We start from the raw sequence: 15666 nt of genomic DNA on the forward strand, positions 1-15666 counted from the left end.
CCGGAAGGGGCCGAGACGCCGGCCCATCTGCTCGAAGACCTGCCCGGCCGACCGCGCGTCCGAGGGCCAGCGGTAGACCGTGCGTCCGAGGGGTGGACCCTTCGGCGCCGAAGGCCGCCCTTTCCTCGTTTCGGCTCCGGCACCCGTGCAACCCGCCCCTGGTGCGGACCGGCGTCCGGCGGGTGACCGGGCCGGCCGTTCTTCCCGAGACATCCACGAGGAGGACAGTCATGGACCACTCACGTGTCCCCGTGCTGGAGGCGCTGCACGAGTTCCGCCGTCGTGGCGACGTGGTGTACGGGCCGCCGGGCCACAAGCAGGGCCTGGGGGCCGATCCCCGGGTCGTCGACGTCCTGGGGGAGGGCGTCTTCGCGTCGGACGTGCTCTCCCTGAACGGGCTCGACGACCGCCGTGAATCCCAAGGGGTGCTCACCCAGGCGGAGGAGCTGATGGCCGATGCCGTCGGCGCGGAGCGGGCCTTCTTCTCCACCTGCGGAAGTTCGTTGTCGGTGAAGACCGCGATGCTGGCGGTGGCCGGGCCCGGCGAGAAACTCCTCGTCTCGCGCAACGCCCACAAGTCGGTGATCGCCGGCGTGATCGTCAACGGTGTGCACCCGGTGTGGGTGCATCCGAAGTTCGACACCGAGCGGCACCTGGCCCACCCGCCGGAGCCCGATGACGTCCGGCGGGCACTGCGGGAGCACCCCGACGTCAAGGGCATGCTGCTGATCACGCCGACGGACTGGGGCTCGTGCGCGGACATCCGCGGTATCGCCGCCGTCTGCCACGATCACGACATCCCGCTCATCGTCGACGAGGCGTGGGGAGCCCACCTGCCCTTCCACCCCGCCCTGCCGGCCTGGGGCATGAACGCCGACGCGGACCTCGTCGTCACCAGCGTCCACAAGATGGGCGCCGCCATCGAGCAGAGTTCCGTCTTCCACCTCCAGGGCGACCGGATCTCGCCCGGCGTGCTCAAGCAGCGTGAGGACCTGCTCGGCACCACCAGCTCCTCCTCCCTGGTGTACGCCACCCTGGACGGCTGGCGCCGCCACATGGTCCAGTTCGGCCGCGACCTGCTCGACACGGCGCTGCACCGTGCGGAACGCGTCCGCAAGGAGATCACCGGCATGCCCGGCCTGCGCCTGATGGGCCCGGAAGTCGTCGAGCAGGGCCTGACCACGGAGCTGGACCCGCTGAAGATCACGGTCGACGTGCGCGAGCTGGGCATCAGCGGCATGCAGGCCACCGAATGGCTGCGCGCCCACTGCCACGTCGACATCGGCTCCTCGGACACCTGCCGGATCAGCGCGCAGATCACCCACGCCGACAACGACCGCACCGAGAAACTCCTCGTCAGCGCCCTGCAACGCCTCGTCGAGCACGCCGGGACCATCGAGCGGCGGCCCCCGGTCCGCCTGCCCGAGCCCCGCGCCCTCCAGCTCGAACAGGCCATGCTGCCCCGGGACGCCTTCTTCGCGAGCGCGGAGCACGTCCCCGCCGACCAGGCGGTGGGACGCGTCGCGGCCGAGACGATCAGCCCCTACCCGCCCGGCGTCCCCGTCGTCGCCCCCGGCGAGGTCATCACCCGGGAGGTCGTCGACTACCTCACCAGCGGTGTGGCCGCCGGCATGCTCATCCCCGACGCCTCCGACCCCGGTGCCGAGACCCTGCGGGTCACGGCCCGGTAGCCGGCCGACCCGCGGAACGGGAGCGCGCGAGCGAGAGTGACGGCGGCTTCCTCCTCCGCCGGAGCGGTTCCGGCGGAAGGCCGCGGACCGGTCGGCCCCGGGGCGCCGTGTCGTGGCTGCCGCGGGCGAATGAACCCACGGCACGGGCCCCGGTCCACCGGGCCCTCGCCGGACCGCTGACGAGCCCGTACCGGCGGGCGTGCCGTCGGCCGCGACCCGTCCGGTCCGGATCGGTTTTCCGGCGAGTCGCCCGACGGTCCGGGCCTCGACGGGCTTCGGCACGGCCGCTCCCGTGAGTGCGCCCGGGGAGGGGATCCCGGGGCGCTTCCGCGGCGCTTCCCGGATCTCTCTCGCCCACCCGGGTACCCGGGGACGGACCGGTAGGAAGCGGACACCGACCGAGGAGGGAAACGGGACCGCGGACCGGCGATGAACAGCGAAGTCTTTCCCATTCCGGCGCTGTCCGGCGCCGCCCCACCGGAGGAATCGTCGACATGCAGCCGCTCGGCATCTACCTCAACGACCACCTCGCCGGCGCCACCGCCGGCACCGAACGCGCCACCCGTCTGGTGCGCACCTCCCGCGGTTCCGCGCTCGGCCGGGCGCTGCGGCCCGTGGCGGCCGAGATCGCCGGGGACCGGACGGCGCTGCTGGAGATCATGCGGGATCTCGGCGTTCCCGTCCGCCGCTACAAGGTGTGCGCGGGCTGGACGGGCGAGAAGCTGGGCAGGCTGAAGCTCAACGGGCACCTGCTACGGCCCTCCCCACTCGGCACCCTGCTGGACCTGGAAGTCCTGCGGATGGCGGTCGAGGGGAAGGCGGCCGGCTGGGAGACCCTGCGCCGGCTCAGCGCGACCGACGACCGCCTGGACACCGCACGGTTCGACACCTTGCTCGAACGAGCCCGACGCCAGCAGGAGGCGATCGAGGAGTGGCGCGTCCGCCAAGCCGGGGAAGTACTGGCCACGGCGGCCGGCTGAACCTCTTCCCGCCAGGACGCGAGACCGCCCGGCCGCGGTGGCCGGCGGTCGTGCGTGTCCGGCGGGTTCGGTGCGTTCGGTGCGTTCGGCGCTCCGGCGGTGTCCGTCCGCCGCGCGGTCATCCGACGGCGGCCGGGTCCCGAAGCGGGCGACGGCGGCCGGGGCGGGGGTTTCCCCTCGCTGGGGCGCGGGCCCGGAAGTCCTGCGTTCCTCCCTACGTGACGGCGAAGGCCCTGCCGCACCGGGTAGCGGCCTCGCCGCCTCGCCCGAGCCGCGCGCCGGATCGGGGACAGGCACGTGTCCGGGCGCTCGGCGGTTCCCGCGGGATGTCAGCCGGAGCTCTTCCCGGACTCCCCGATCCGCCGCGCGGTGATCCGGCCGGGCGGCCGGCGTGGTCCACCGGGGGCCCTGCTCCGTTTGCCGTCCGCGCAGGTGGAGACCCGGACGGCCACGCACAGCACGTCACGCCGCCCCCGGACGCGGCAGAGCCGGGCCCGCGACGGGCAGGCGCCGGCCGAGGCCGCGGTGGGGCGGCGCCGCACGGGAACGGAACCTCATGGACAAAGCCGAAGGCCGCCTCACCCGACGCCTGCACGGGCTGCTGCGGCGGACCGGGAGGGAGTACGAGGCGGGCCACGACCGGCCGTTGACCGGATACCTCGCGGCCATCGCGGGCTTCGCCACCTACACGGCGGGCTGGGCCTGGGCCGTACGGCTCCGCGGCCGCCCGTTGCCCGACCGGCCCGAGCCGTGGGACGTGGTCCTGACCTCGGTCGCCACCTTCCGGCTCAGCCGACTGCTGACCAAGGCGTCGGTCACCAGCCCACTGCGCGCCCCCTTCACCCGGTACGTCGCCCCGCAGGGTCCGGCCGAACTGCACGAGGAAGCACAGCCCGAAGGCGGCAGGCACACCGTCGGGGAACTGGCGACCTGCCCCTTCTGCATGAGCGTCTGGGTGGCCTCCACCCTGACCGCGGGCCAGCTGCTCTGGCCGCATGCGACGCGCACCGCCATGGGCGCGCTGGCCGCTCTGGCCGGGGCGGACACGCTGCAACTGGCATACGGTGCGCTGGTCGAGAAGACGACCGGTGAGTGACCCGGGCACCGCGGCGGGACCAGGTCCCAGGCGCGGGTGAAGGCGGGTGCGTACGGGTACTCGCCGGGGCATGCTCAAGCGCGCGCTGTGGCAAGGACTGCTCGCCGGCACCGCCGGGGGCGTGGTGATGACCCTCGGTGAGAAGATCGAGCAGGCCGTCACCGGCCGGCCCGACTCCCACGTGCCCGCGCGGGTGCTCCAGCGGCTGACCGGTCTGCCCGAACGCCCCGGCAGACAGCCGCTGCCGGTCAACTGGACGATGCACTACGGCCAGGCCGCCCTCCTCGGGGTGCTGCGGTCCCTCATGGCCCAGGCGGGACTGCGCGGACCGATCGCCTCCGCCAAGTTCACCGTCGTCCGCCTCACCAACGACCAGATCCTGGAGAACGCGACCGGTGTGGGAGCCCCGCCCGCCACCTGGCCCCGCCGGGAACTCGTCGTGGACCTGCTCCACAAGGCCGTCTACGCCTTCACCACCGGCGCCGTCGCCGACGCCCTCGCCGCCCGTGACGGGCCCGGCCCCGGACAACGGCACGCCGCCGTACGCCCCGGTGGTCGTGCCGGTCACGGCCCTCTGCCCCGCGGCCGTGCCTACGGGGTGGGGGGACGCGGGTGAACGGTGCCGAGCGCGTCCGCCGGGGTTCCGGCTGATCCGCTCCGCCGACCGCATCGCAGCCGCCCGGGCCCTGCCCGGCTCGTCGTCCGAGGGTCCGTGCGTCCCAGGCGCGGCGCGTGCCGTGTCCCGACAGCCCGGACCGGGCTCGTCGGCCGACCCCTGCGGCTCGCGACCACTCGTACCAACGGATCTCCCGCGCGCCCTCGCCCCGGTGGCCGGGCGTCGGTGCCGCTTGACCTTGACACAGTGGCAAGGTGTGCCCTCGGTGCAGGAGGTGGTTGCGATCAACCCGACCAATGGAACCCCGCGGAACACCCGCCTGGTCCGGGCCCTCGGCGCCCTGGACCCCTCGGTGCGGCTCCAGGCGGCCCTGGCGGCCGGTTCGGACGCCGGGTCCGGGCTGCTGGAGGCGCTCGTCGAACGGTGCGCGGTCGAGCCGGACTTCTTCGTGCGGGACATGCTGTCCTGGGCGCTCACCCGCCTGCCGCCGGAGACCACCCTGCCCCGGATCCGCCGGGAACTCGGTTCCGGGCGGGCCCAGGCCCGCGGCCAGGCGCTGCACACGCTGTCCAAGATCGGCGACCCGCGCGCGTGGGCGTGGATCACCCGTGACCTGCTGCGCGACGCCGACGACGAGGTCGCGCGGACCGCGTGGCGCGTGGCGGTCGTCCTGGTGCCCGAGGAGGGGAAGGCGGACCTGGCCGGCGAACTGGTCGCGCAGCTCGGCCGCGGCGACCGCCAGGTGCGGCTGAGCCTGAGCCGGGCCCTCGTCGACCTGGGTGACGCGTCCCGGGCCGCCGTGGAGAGGGCCGCCGCCGATCCCGACCCGGCGGTGGCCACGCACGCCGCTGCGACCGAGCTGCTCCGGCGGAATCCGGAGACCGGATTCGACGCGGCCGTCGAGGAGGCGAAGCGCGTCGTGGCCCTCGGCACGGAACGCGCCGCCGCCGCGGAGAGCGCGGGATGCTGATCGGCGATGTCGCCCGCCGTTCGGGGGTGAGCGCCCGGATGCTCCGGCACTACGAGGCCCTCGGGCTGGTGCGGCCGACCGGCCGCACCGTCGGCGGCTACCGTGAGTACTCCGCCGAGGACGTCCGCAGGATCTTCCACGTGGAGAGCCTGCGCTCCCTCGGCCTCTCGCTGAAGCAGATCGGGCGCGCGCTGGAGGACCCGGCCTTCACCCCGTCCGCCCTCCTCGGCGACCTCATCCGGTGGACCGAGGACCGCCTGGAGCGGGAGCGGGAGCTGCTCGAACGGCTCCGCGCGATCGACGCGTCGGCGCCCACCGACTGGCCGGACGTCCTGCGCACCGTCGAACTCGTGCGGGGCCTCCGCTCGGCCAGCGCCGCTCACCGGCAGCAGGCCGTGCTGGCCCGGTCCGAGGGCGCGCCGGTCCCCGCCGAGCTGCTGGCCGGGGCGGTCCTCGCCGAAGCCGACCCCGTCGTCGCGGGCGCCCTGCGCTGGGCCCTCGCCCGGTCCGACGGGGACGTGGTGACGGCCCTGGCCGCCGGCGCGCACGCCGAGGACGTCCGCGTCCGGCGGCGCGCGGTGCGGGCGATCGCCGGGCTGAGCGGGGCGCCGGGCGCGGCCGCGGTGCTCGCGGACGCGCTGGGGGACCCGGACGCGGCGGTGCGCGGGCACGCCGCGCTGGCCCTGGGCAGGCGCGGCAGGACGGCGGCCGTACCGGCGCTCGTCGGCATGGTGGTCGAGGGCGCCCACGACGTCGACGCGGCGGAGGTCCTCGGCGCGCTGGCCCGGGACCACGGGTGCGCGGAGCGGATCACGGCCGCCCTGGCCGGGGAACTCGCCGCGCCCACCGCGGACACGGCGACGCGGATACGCCTGGTCCAGGCACTGGTGGAGCTGCCGGGAACCGCCGCGCGGGAGGTCCTGCGCGGGCTCGCCCACGACGACGACCCCGCCGTCGCCCTCGTCGCCGCGGCCTGCACCACGCTCCCCGCCGGGCGAACCGCCGGGGAGCCCGGGCGGCGAGAGCCCGGACGATGAGAGTCCGGGCGGCGCGGGGCCTGACGGGACCGGGGCGGTCCGACGGGGGCGGGTGGCTTGTCTGCGGTGCGTACGGCCGCCCGCCCCCGGTGATCACATGTTGATCATGTGGCCGGCCAGGCCGTGGACGGCCTCCTTGACCGCCTCGCCGAGCGTGGGGTGCGCGTGGACGTTGCGGGCGACCTCGTGGACCGTCAGGTCCCACTGCTGGGCCAGGGTCAGTTCCGGCAGCAGCTCGGTGACCTCGGGGCCGATGAGGTGGGCGCCGAGCAGCTCGCCGTGCGTCCCGTCGCTGATGATCTTGACGAAGCCCACGGGGTGTCCCAGGCCGTGCGCCTTGCCGTTGGCGGTGAACGGGAACTTCGCCACCTGCACGTCGAAACCGCGCTCCCGGGCCTGCGCCTCCGTCCACCCGAAGCTGGCCACCTGCGGCTGGCAGTACGTGGCCCGCGGGATCATGGTGTAGTCCAGCTCCATGGTCTCCGCGTCGGCAATGGTCTCGGCGGCCACGATGCCCATGGACTCGGCGGCGTGCGCCAGCATCAGCTTGGCGGTGACGTCCCCGATCGCGAAGATGTGCGGCACGCTGGTGCGGCACCGCCCGTCGACGTCGACGGCGCCGCGCTCGGTCAGCCGGACCCCGGTGTTCTCCAGGCCGTAGCCCTGGACGTTCGGCGCGAAGCCGATGGCCTGGAGCACCTTGTCGGTCTCCAGCACCCGGCGCTCACCGCCCTTGTTCACCGTCACCCGCAGCCGCGGGCCCGACTCGTCGATGCTCTCCACCGCCGTGCCGGTGAGGACCTGGATGCCGAGCTTGCGGTAGTGCTTCGCCAGCTCCTTGGAGATCTCCTCGTCCTCCAGCGGGACCATGCGGTCGAGGAACTCGACGATGGTGACGTCCACGCCGTAGCTGCGCAGCACATAGGCGAACTCCACACCGATGGCGCCCGCGCCCGCGATGACGATGCTGTCCGGCAGCGTGTCGCTCAGGATCTGGCTCTCGTAGGTGACCACGCGGTCCGACAGGGCGGTGCCCGGCAGCAGCCGGGGCGTCGCGCCGGCCGCGATGACGCAGTGGCCGAAGGTCACCGTCTCGGTGCCGCCGTCCGCGTGGGTCACCGTCAGGGTGTGGTCGTCGGTGAAGGCGCCCCGCCCCTCCAACTGGGTGATGGCGTTCTTCTTCATCAGGTAGTGGACGCCCTTGACGCGGCCGTCGGCGACCTTGCGGCTGCGCTCGTGGGCGACCCCGTAGTCGGCGGATACGTGGTCACCCACCGAGATGCCGTACGCCTTGGCCTCGTTGGTGACGAACTGCACCATCTCGGCGTTGCGCAGCAGCGCCTTGGAGGGGATGCAGCCCACGTTGAGGCAGACGCCGCCCCAGTACCGCTCCTCCACCACCGCTGTGGACAGGCCGAGTTGCGCGCTGCGGACCGCGGCCGTGTAGCCGCCCGGACCCGCTCCCAGAACAAGTACATCGAAATGTTGGCTCACAAGGAACCGATCCTCGTCCGGTGACGGCCCGGTACGCAACCCGGTACCCGCCGCGGCCCGGGTACGGCCCCCGGGGCGGCCCGGGTACGGCCCGCCCCGGACCGCTCACGGGCCGCCCGTCGCCCGGGGGCCGTGCTTCCGGGCCGTCCCTCAGGGGGCCGCCCGTAGACCGCTCACGCGCCGTCCGTGCGTCCCTCGAAGGCCGCCAGGATGCGGTCCGCCGCCAGGGTCGCCGTCAGGCGGCCCTCCCTGACCTGCCGTTCCAGGTCGGGCGCGGCCTCCCGCACCGCCGGGTCGGCGTGGAGCCGGCCGAGCAGTTCGTCCCGGACCATGGCCCAGGTCCAGCCGACCTGCTGGTCCCGGCGCTTGGCGGCCAGCCGCCCCGTGGAGTCGAGCAGCGTGCGGTGCTGCTCCAGCCGCTCCCACACCGTGTCCAGACCGGCCGACTCCCGGGCGCTGCAGTGCAGCACCGGCGGCGTCCAGAAGGCGTCCTTGCCGTGCATCAGCCGCAGGGCGCCCGCCAGTTCCCGGGCCGCGGCCCGGGCGTCGCGCTCGTGCGGGCCGTCCGCCTTGTTGACGGCGATCACGTCGGCCAGCTCCAGGACGCCCTTCTTGATGCCCTGCAACTGGTCGCCGGTGCGGGCCAGGGTCAGCAGCAGGAAGGAGTCGACCATGTCGGCGACCGCCGTCTCCGACTGCCCGACGCCGACGGTCTCCACGAGGACCACGTCGTAGCCGGCCGCCTCCATCACCACCATCGACTCCCGGGTGGCCTTCGCGACACCGCCCAGCGTGCCCGCGCTGGGGGAGGGGCGCACGAAGGCGTCCGGGTCCACCGCCAGGCGCTCCATCCGGGTCTTGTCACCCAGGATGGAGCCGCCGGTGCGGGTCGAGGACGGGTCCACGGCGAGGACGGCGACCCGGTGGCCCAGCGAGGTCAGCATCGTGCCGAACGCGTCGATGAACGTCGACTTGCCGACCCCCGGCACCCCGCTCACGCCGATCCGCCGCGCCCGGCCGCTGTGCGGCAGCAGCTCGGTGAGCAACTGCTGGGCCAGCGCCCGGTGCTGCGGCCGGGTGGACTCGACGAGCGTGATGGCGCGGGCCACCAGGGCCCGCCTCCCGTCGAGCACACCCTTCACGTACGTGTCGAGATCGATCGCTGCCATCGGCGCTACAGCTCGTGGCCGAGGTCGGCCGACAACCGCTTCACCAGGTCGTGGGCCGCGTCCGGGATCACCGTCCCGGGCGGGAACACGGCCGTGGCGCCCATCTCCAGCAGCGTCGGCACGTCCTGCGGCGGGATCACCCCGCCGACCACGATCATGATGTCCCCGCGGCCCTCCTCGGCGAGCCGCTCGCGCAGCGCCGGGACGAGCGTGAGGTGGCCGGCGGCCAGCGAGGACACCCCGACCACGTGCACGTCCGCCTCGACCGCCTGCCGGGCGACCTCCTCCGGCGTCTGGAACAGCGGGCCGACGTCGACGTCGAAGCCGAGGTCGGCGAAGGCGGTCGCGATCACCTTCTGGCCGCGGTCGTGGCCGTCCTGGCCCATCTTGGCGACCAGGATGCGCGGCCGGCGTCCCTCGGCCTCCTCGAACGCGTCCACCAGGGCCCGGGTGCGGTGCACGGACGGGGACTGGCCTGCTTCGTTGCGGTACACACCGGAGATCGTACGGATCTGGCTCGCGTGCCGGCCGTACACCTTCTCCAGGGCGTCCGAGATCTCGCCGACCGTCGCCTTGGCGCGGGCGGCGCGCACGGCCAGCTCCAGCAGGTTGTCCCCGCCGTCGGCTGCCCGGGTCAGCGCGTCCAGCGCGTCCCGGCACGCGGCCTCGTCCCGCTCCGCGCGCAGCCGCCGCAGCTTCTCGATCTGCTGGGCGCGCACCGAGGAGTTGTCGACCTTCAGGACCTCGATCTGCTCGTCGCTGTCCACCCGGTACTTGTTCACGCCGATCACCGGCTGCCGGCCGGAGTCGATGCGGGCCTGGGTGCGGGCCGCCGCCTCCTCCACGCGCAGCTTCGGGATGCCGGCGTCGATGGCCTGCGCCATGCCGCCGGCCTGCTCGACCTCCTGGATGTGCGCCCACGCCTTGCGGGCGAGGTCGTACGTCAGCCGCTCCACGTAGGCGCTGCCGCCCCACGGGTCGATGGACCGGGTGGTGCCGGACTCCTGCTGGATCAGGAGCTGGGTGTTGCGGGCGATGCGCGCCGAGAAGTCGGTCGGCAGCGCCAGCGCCTCGTCGAGGGCGTTGGTGTGCAGCGACTGGGTGTGGCCCTGGGTCGCCGCCATCGCCTCCACGCAGGTGCGCGTGACGTTGTTGAAGACGTCCTGGGCGGTCAGCGACCAGCCCGAGGTCTGCGAATGGGTGCGCAGCGACAGGGACTTGGCGTTCTTCGGGTCGAACTGCGCGACCAGCTTCGCCCACAGCAGCCGCGCCGCCCGCAGCTTGGCGACCTCCATGAAGAAATTCATGCCGATCGCCCAGAAGAAGGAGAGCCGGGGCGCGAACGCGTCCACGTCCAGGCCCGCCTCCCGGCCCGCGCGGATGTACTCGACCCCGTCCGCGAGCGTGTACGCCAGCTCCAGGTCGGCCGTCGCGCCCGCCTCCTGGATGTGGTAGCCGGAGATGGAGATCGAGTTGTAGCGCGGCATCCGCTGCGAGGTGTACGCGAAGATGTCGGAGATGATCCGCATCGACGGTTTCGGCGGATAGATGTAGGTGTTGCGGACCATGAACTCCTTCAGAATGTCGTTCTGAATGGTCCCGGCCAGCTTCTCGGGCGGTACGCCCTGCTCCTCCGCCGCCACGATGTACAGCGCCAGGATCGGCAGCACCGCGCCGTTCATCGTCATCGACACGGTCATCTTGTCCAGCGGGATGCCGTCGAAGAGCTGCCGCATGTCGTAGATCGAGTCGATGGCCACGCCCGCCATGCCGACGTCACCGGTCACCCGCGGGTGGTCGCTGTCGTAGCCCCGGTGCGTGGGCAGGTCGAAGGCGACCGACAGGCCCTTCTGGCCGGCCGCCAGGTTGCGCCGGTAGAACGCGTTGGACTCCTCGGCGGTGGAGAAGCCCGCGTACTGGCGGATCGTCCAGGGCTGGTTGACGTACATCGTCGGATAGGGGCCGCGCAGGTACGGCGCGATGCCCGGGTAGGTGCCCAGGAAGTCCAGGCCCTCCAGGTCGCGGCCGGTGTACAGCGGCTTGACCGCGATGCCCTCCGGGGTCTCCCACAGCGGCTGCCCGCCCCCGGTGGCCTGCTCGACGGCGGCGCTCCACGCATCGAGGGTGCCGCCGGTGACGGGGGTTCCCAGCTCGATGCCGGAGAAGTCGGGGATTCCCATCAGGACACTCCCATGCGGTCGAGGGTCGAGGACAGCACGTCCACGGCGTCGCAGCCGGCGAAGACGTACGAGTCGATGCCGGGCCGGTCGCCCCGGCCCGCCAGGAACACGTGCCGGGCACCGGCCGCGCGCAGCGCCGCGGCGCTCTCCTCGGCCCGCTCGGCGTAGAGCGCGTCGCTGGAGCACAGCACGGCCTCGGTGGCGCCGCTGTCCTCGAAGCCGCCCTCGGTGACCGGTTCGATGCCGCCGGCCTGGAAGAGGTTGGCGGCGAACGTCGCCCGTGCCGTGTACTCGGCGGGCGAGCCGATCGTGGCGAGGAAGATCCGGGGCCGGGCGCCGGTCGCCGCGAGGTGGGCGTCGGAGCGGGCGCGCAGTTCCTCGTAGGCCTCGTCGCGGCGCACGCGCGGCAGACCGCCCGAGGGCGGCTCGGGCGCGGCGGCGCGCTCCACGGGCTTCTCGGCCAGCAGCGGGAACTCGCTGACGCCGGTGATGGGTTCGCGCCGCTTGGCGAGCCGTTTGGACCGCTCCGCCCAGGTCGTCGCCAGGTCGGTGCGGAGCCGCCCGGAGCGCAGCACGGCCGCCTGGCCGCCGTCGCGCTCCACCGAACGGAAGAACTGCCAGGCGGCCTCGGCGAGTTCGCCGGTCAGCCGCTCGACGTACCAGGAGCCGCCCGCCGGATCGACGACCCGGGCCAGGTGGGACTCCTCGATCAGGATGGCGGAGGTGTTGCGGGCGATCCGGCGCGCGAACGCGTCCGGCAGCCCGAGCGCGTGGTCGAACGGCAGCACGGTCACGGCGTCCGCGCCGCCCACCCCGGCGGCCAGGGTCGCGATCGTGGTGCGCAGCATGTTCACCCACGGGTCGCGGCGGGTCATCATCACCGGCGAGGTCACCGCGTGCTGCACCTGCGCGCCCGCGTCCGGCGCCCCGCAGACCTCGGCGACCCGCGCCCACAGTCGGCGCGCGGCGCGCAGCTTGGCGATCGTCAGGAACTGGTCGGCGGTGGCCGCGTAGCGGAACTCGAGCTGCGCGACGGCCTGTTCGACGCCGAGACCGGCCTCGGTCAGCTCGCGCAGGTAGGCGACGCCGGTGGCCAGCGAGGCGCCCAGCTCCTGGGCCGCCGAGCCGCCCGCCTCGTGGTACGGCAGCGCGTCCACGGTCAGCGCCCGCAGCCCCGGGTACCGCTCGGCGCAGTGTGCGGCCAGTTCGGCGTACGGCGCGAAGTCGAGCGGGGTGCCGGTGCGGGCCTCGTACCCGAGCGGGTCGCCGCCCAGGTTGCCGCGCGCGTCCCCGGCGGCCACGTCGGCCCGCGCGTACAGCTCCAGCAGGGCCCGCGCGGCCCGTTCGGTGTCGCGGCCCGCGTCCAGGACGACGGCGGCCAGGTCGAGGTGGACGCCGTCGAGGGCGCGGCCCAGGTCGGAGAGGGGGATGCCGCCCTCGCCCAGCGTCAGCCAGAGGGAGGTGCCGCCGTTCTCCAGGTCGGCGAGCACGGCGTCCTCCGTGAGCGCCGTGTGCCGCTGCCGTACGTCCCAGCCGCTCGTGCTGGTGCCCTCCGGACGGCTGCCCCGCACGAAGGGGGCGAAGCCCGGCAGGCCGGGGTCGGGCGCGCTGTCGCGCGCGGTGTACAGGGGCCGGGTGCGCAGCCCGTCTTCCAGCGTCGTGGACAGGGCGTCCTCCGCTGCCTCGCCGGAAAGCTCCTTGCCCGACTTGCGCAGCACGCCCTCGACCAGGCGTTGCCACTGCTCGTGCGTCGCGTCAGGGAACTCGGCGGCCAGGGAGAGCCCGTCGTCAGGCAGGACCGTCATGGTCGGATGCTAGGGCAGGGCACTGAACAGGTGATGGAGCTCGGGCTGTGAGGTTTCTCTTCTTGCGGTGGCGCCCGGTGCCGCTCCCGTCGCGCGGGGCGGGTGCCGCGGCGGCGATCGTCATCCGGCCGTCATCCGGCCATCGCCCGGCCGTCACCCCGCCGGCGGTGGGAGGTGCAGGTCGGCTCCCCGCATGTCCCGGGTGGACAGCGTCTGCGGGCCCGACGTGAAGGCGCGCAGCCGGAGCCGGGCGTGCGCGCCCGACGGTACCCGGGAACCGCCCTCCGGCGCCTTGAGTTCGACGACCGCCGTGGTGTGCGGGGGGATCGCGACCGGGCCGCGCACCGGAGTCCAGTAGCGGCCCATGCGGCCGCCGGTCAGCATGTAGTGCGGGGTGAGCGCGGTGCCGCCGGTGTTGGCGACCCGCAGGGTGATCCCGGACAGGCCGTCCGCCGCGTCGCGCCGCGCGGCGGTGACGTCCATCCGCAGCGGCGCGGTCCCCGTGGCCGCCAGGACCGCGCTCACCAGGGCGGGTGCCAGCAGCACGGCCACCGCGGCGGCCAGGGCGGCCCGGCGGCGCGGTCCGGCCGGCGTGCGGGGCCGCGGCTGCCAGGCGTGGGCGAACTCCGGCAGCGGCGCGGTGACCGCCGCGACCAGCCACAACGGCGTCATCATCAGGTAGTAGCCGTCCTGCGAACGGGTCGCCAGGTAGAAGGCGCACCAGGGCAGCACGGTCGCGGCCGGCCCGAGCCGCCGTACGAACAGGACGAACAGCGCCAGCAGGGCGGCGGCGAGGGCGGCGCTCGCGCGGCCGTACCAGTCGAGCCGGTCGCTGCCCGGCGTGAAGTACAGCGAGACGTCCACCAGGCCCTGGCCGTGCAGCACCGCGCCCTGGGTCAGCGGCAGGGCGACGCCGTCCAGCCACGGGCCGGGCTCGGTGACGATGAAGTACGCGCTGATCAGCAGCCAGGTGAGCACCGCGATGCCCGTGATCCGCAGCAGCACCCGGGCCGCCGCCCGCCGGCCCAGTTCGCCGCGCCGGACGGCGTAGATCCCGGCCAGCAGGAACGGCGTGACGAACCAGGGAAGTTGCTGTGCGGCGCAGGCGGCGCCGAGGCACGCGGCGCGCGCGATCCCGGTGGCGCCCAGCCGGCCGCGCGCGCCGAGCCGGGGCCAGCGCACCACCACCGGGATCAGCAGGGCCAGCCCGATGACGGCCGGATACCCCTGCCGCGCGTACTGCGGCAGGAGGCCGAAGCCCAGGCAGACCATGGTCGCCGCCGAGCGCCACGGCACCGGGAGCAGCCGCCACAGCGCCACCGTGCCGGCCAGCAGCGCCACCGTGGCCGCGGCGGTCGCCGGTGCGCCGCCGCCGCCCAGCCACAGCAGCGGCACGGTGAGCAGCGGGGCGAGCGGGGGGTAGCCGTAGGTGAGGTCGTACCCGCCGTCCATGGTCGCGGTCAGGGAGACGCCCTTGCGGAACAGCCAGGGCCAGGGGTGGTCGTACACCTGGTGCCCGGCGGCGATCTCCCGCGCGGCCTGGGTGGTCAGGGCGGCCTCGTCGCCGCCGGTGTGGTTCAGCGCCCAGGCGCACAGGGCGAGGACGACGGCGGTCACCAGCACCACCACGTCCAGCCGGGCCAGCGACCGGGTCCGACGCACCGACAGGGCGAGCACGCCGGTCACCAGGATCGAGACGTAGCAGACCGAGATGACGCCCGCGAGGACCAGGTGGTGCGAGACGGCCTGGGACCAGACCGAGCGGGTGCCGATGAACAGGCTCACGTCGGCGAGGAGCGTGAGCACGCGGTGCCACTGCGCGGGGCCGTCCGGGACCGCGGCACGGGGGCCGGGGTCCGGGGACACCGCCGGGGAGAACCGCCGGTCGGTCGTTGCCTGCTGTGTTTCTGCCGAACGCACGGCACCGGAGGCTAGTGGCGGCGGACGGGCGGTGGGGGCGGTCCGGGGGCGCGTCGGGCAGGAGCCCGGCGAGAATAGCCCCTTCGGGGCATGGCACTCGAACAGCCGCGCGGAGGAGGGGGAGGACGCGCATACCGTGTCGTTGTTGGGCCGAACGGGTGACTTGGCGTAAGAATTGGCTGGTGCAGGCATTGAATGCGAGTCAGGTCAGGGGGAGCCGGTGAGCCGTTACGACGTCACCGATGAACAGTGGGAAGGGCTCGCCCAGGTCGTGCCGCTGCGGGGCCGGGACTCCTGGCCTTCCGCGGTGGGCCACCGCTCGCTGCCCGACGCCGAGACCGAGAGCCGTCGCCGGTTCGTGGTCCTGCGCGTCAACGTCTTCGCGGACGCCCGGGAGGTCGCCGAGACCCTGATGTCCGGGGTGCCGGTGCTGCTCGACCTGTCCGGTGCGGAGGGCGACGTCGCCAAGCGCGTCCTCGACTTCAGCACGGGCGTCGTCTTCGGCCTGGGCAGCGGGATGCACCGCGTCGACCGCAACGTCTTCCTCCTCACCCCGCCCGGCACGGAGGTCAGCGGGCTGATGGCGGGCGCGGGGCTCTCGGGCGACTGAGGGCGGACGCGGGGGCCGGCCGGTGGTCGGCGGCTGGTGGCCGGTGCGGGGGTCCTGGGCGGCCGGTGGCGTGGGTGCCCGGGGGCGGTGTCCTCCGG

12 protein-coding genes are annotated in these 15666 nt (G+C 74.1%); 7 read left to right on the top strand and 5 right to left on the bottom strand.

Features of this window, described 5'->3' with window-relative positions:
* Positions 1-230: 230 nt before the first annotated feature.
* The 6 genes from ACZ4K2_RS25365 to ACZ4K2_RS25390 all read left to right on the top strand — a co-directional run bounded on the left by ACZ4K2_RS25365 (position 231) and on the right by ACZ4K2_RS25390 (position 6390).
* Complete coding sequence (locus ACZ4K2_RS25365) at positions 231-1691, top strand: aminotransferase class I/II-fold pyridoxal phosphate-dependent enzyme (RefSeq protein WP_467475969.1); 1461 nt, start codon at positions 231-233, stop codon at positions 1689-1691.
* A gap of 494 nt (positions 1692-2185) precedes the next feature.
* The gene (locus ACZ4K2_RS25370) at positions 2186-2671 is read left to right on the top strand and encodes a hypothetical protein (protein WP_467475968.1); all 486 of its coding nucleotides are present in this window, start codon (positions 2186-2188) and stop codon (positions 2669-2671) included.
* A gap of 556 nt (positions 2672-3227) precedes the next feature.
* Positions 3228-3767 carry a DUF1360 domain-containing protein gene (locus tag ACZ4K2_RS25375; protein WP_467475967.1) on the top strand — a complete coding sequence of 180 codons (540 nt, stop codon included), beginning with the start codon at positions 3228-3230 and terminating at the stop codon, positions 3765-3767.
* A gap of 70 nt (positions 3768-3837) precedes the next feature.
* Complete coding sequence (locus tag ACZ4K2_RS25380; RefSeq protein WP_467475966.1) at positions 3838-4383, top strand: hypothetical protein; 546 nt, start codon at positions 3838-3840, stop codon at positions 4381-4383.
* Positions 4384-4648: 265 nt separating this feature from the next.
* Positions 4649-5353, top strand: a complete 705-nt coding sequence (locus tag ACZ4K2_RS25385) for a HEAT repeat domain-containing protein (RefSeq protein ID WP_467475965.1) — start codon at positions 4649-4651, stop codon at positions 5351-5353.
* Entirely contained in the window at positions 5347-6390 is a 1044-nt protein-coding gene (locus tag ACZ4K2_RS25390; protein WP_467475964.1) for a MerR family transcriptional regulator, read from the top strand. Before ACZ4K2_RS25385 ends, ACZ4K2_RS25390 begins: the two co-directional genes overlap by 7 nt.
* A gap of 93 nt (positions 6391-6483) precedes the next feature.
* Here ACZ4K2_RS25390 and lpdA read toward each other — a convergent pair whose 3' ends face one another.
* From lpdA to ACZ4K2_RS25415, 5 genes are all read right to left on the bottom strand, one after another.
* Positions 6484-7884: a dihydrolipoyl dehydrogenase gene (lpdA, locus tag ACZ4K2_RS25395; RefSeq protein ID WP_467475963.1), complete on the bottom strand. Its 1401-nt coding sequence runs from the start codon at positions 7882-7884 to the stop codon at positions 6484-6486.
* 173 nt (positions 7885-8057) lie between these two features.
* Entirely contained in the window at positions 8058-9053 is a 996-nt protein-coding gene (meaB, locus tag ACZ4K2_RS25400; protein WP_467475962.1) for a methylmalonyl Co-A mutase-associated GTPase MeaB, read from the bottom strand.
* Between the two features lie 5 nt (positions 9054-9058).
* Positions 9059-11233, bottom strand: a complete 2175-nt coding sequence (gene scpA / locus ACZ4K2_RS25405; protein WP_467475961.1) for a methylmalonyl-CoA mutase — start codon at positions 11231-11233, stop codon at positions 9059-9061.
* Positions 11233-13038 (bottom strand): methylmalonyl-CoA mutase family protein, encoded by a 1806-nt coding sequence (locus ACZ4K2_RS25410; RefSeq protein WP_467475960.1) that lies wholly within the window; start codon positions 13036-13038, stop codon positions 11233-11235. The genes scpA and ACZ4K2_RS25410 overlap by 1 nt, the downstream gene beginning before the upstream one ends.
* Positions 13039-13191: 153 nt before the next feature.
* Positions 13192-14904, bottom strand: coding sequence for a hypothetical protein (locus ACZ4K2_RS25415; RefSeq protein WP_467476086.1), 1713 nt, complete (start codon positions 14902-14904; stop codon positions 13192-13194).
* A gap of 274 nt (positions 14905-15178) precedes the next feature.
* Between ACZ4K2_RS25415 and ACZ4K2_RS25420 the strand changes: the two genes are divergently transcribed.
* Entirely contained in the window at positions 15179-15568 is a 390-nt protein-coding gene (locus tag ACZ4K2_RS25420) for a cell division protein SepF (RefSeq protein ID WP_467475959.1), read from the top strand.
* Positions 15569-15666 lie beyond the last annotated feature (98 nt).

This window comes from Streptomyces sp. NPDC025833 (assembly GCF_055558055.1).

What these genes read in the sequence shown, in the direction of transcription:
- ACZ4K2_RS25370 (WP_467475968.1), top strand. Translation starts at nt 2,186, where the DNA reads ATGCAGCCGCTCGGCATCTACCTCAACGACCACCTCGCCGGCGCCACC.
- ACZ4K2_RS25380 (WP_467475966.1), top strand. Translation starts at nt 3,838, where the DNA reads ATGCTCAAGCGCGCGCTGTGGCAAGGACTGCTCGCCGGCACCGCCGGG.
- ACZ4K2_RS25375 (WP_467475967.1), top strand. Translation starts at nt 3,228, where the DNA reads ATGGACAAAGCCGAAGGCCGCCTCACCCGACGCCTGCACGGGCTGCTG.
- ACZ4K2_RS25390 (WP_467475964.1), top strand. Translation starts at nt 5,347, where the DNA reads ATGCTGATCGGCGATGTCGCCCGCCGTTCGGGGGTGAGCGCCCGGATG.
- meaB (WP_467475962.1), bottom strand. Translation starts at nt 9,053, where the DNA reads ATGGCAGCGATCGATCTCGACACGTACGTGAAGGGTGTGCTCGACGGG.
- ACZ4K2_RS25365 (WP_467475969.1), top strand. Translation starts at nt 231, where the DNA reads ATGGACCACTCACGTGTCCCCGTGCTGGAGGCGCTGCACGAGTTCCGC.
- scpA (WP_467475961.1), bottom strand. Translation starts at nt 11,233, where the DNA reads ATGGGAATCCCCGACTTCTCCGGCATCGAGCTGGGAACCCCCGTCACC.
- ACZ4K2_RS25410 (WP_467475960.1), bottom strand. Translation starts at nt 13,038, where the DNA reads ATGACGGTCCTGCCTGACGACGGGCTCTCCCTGGCCGCCGAGTTCCCT.